Genomic DNA, 745 nt, shown 5'->3' on the forward strand with positions numbered 1-745 from the left:
TGCGTTACGAGGTTGGTGTGGCGTGGGGTGTGGCCTCCGTTCAGCCTGAACATTCCACCATCATCATGGGTTAACCCAGGGGGCTTCGGCCCCTTTGTTTTTCAGGAGGCCCAATGGCCGGATTAACCAGAGAACAGCGCGCTCAGCGTGACGCGGAAAAGCTTGCAGCTCAGCAGGCTGCTGATAATAACCCTGCCCAGCAGGAACAGCAGCAGGAACAGCAGCAGGAACAGCAGCAGGAACAGCCAGGTATTGAGCTGGTGGTCATGGTGCGTGATATCCCAGAGTTCCCCGGCGGTCCGCTGCGCGCTGATGTTCACCCTGATGAAGTGGATAACTGGCTGGCGCTGGACTGGCGTCTGGAGGAATAACCATGCTGGTTGCCGATCCCCATTCGCCGGACTTTAACAGCTACGCCAGCGTGTCCGACCTGCGGGTCTTTGCCGCCGCGCGCGGATACACCATACCTGCCGAAGATGGCGAATGCAGCCAGATGCTGATGCAGGCGATGGACTTTCTGGAAGGAAGGTCCTGGCGTGGTCAGCGCTCCAGCGCATCTCAGCCTCTATCCTGGCCGCGCTCCGGCGTACGCTTCGATGGTGTGGACCTGCCGGATGATGCTATTCCACAGCGCCTGATTGATGCTCAATGCCGCCTGGCTATCGAGTCGCAGGAGATTGACCTCACGCCGTCGGTCTCCGGTGGCGGCGCGGTCATAGCTGAGAGCGTACAGGGGGCCGTCTCT

General features: G+C 60.4%; 2 protein-coding genes. Both read left to right on the forward strand.

Translation table 11 applies throughout. From position 1 onward, the window contains the following. The first annotated feature begins 113 nt into the window (after positions 1-113). Positions 114-371, forward strand: a complete 258-nt coding sequence (locus ACNQ0W_RS25280) for a hypothetical protein (protein ID WP_116330026.1) — start codon at positions 114-116, stop codon at positions 369-371. A gap of 2 nt (positions 372-373) precedes the next feature. After that, a partial coding sequence (locus ACNQ0W_RS25285; RefSeq protein ID WP_417933302.1) for a DnaT-like ssDNA-binding protein occupies positions 374-745 on the forward strand: 372 nt, incomplete at its 3' end.

Origin of the sequence: Enterobacter cloacae complex sp. 6730903 (assembly GCF_048283985.1) — a bacterium.
Classification (GTDB): Bacteria; Pseudomonadota; Gammaproteobacteria; order Enterobacterales; family Enterobacteriaceae; genus Enterobacter; species Enterobacter hormaechei_C.

Bases quoted from the DNA above. Each gene is read 5' to 3' on its own strand.
- ACNQ0W_RS25280 (WP_116330026.1), top strand. From the start codon at position 114: ATGGCCGGATTAACCAGAGAACAGCGCGCTCAGCGTGACGCGGAAAAG.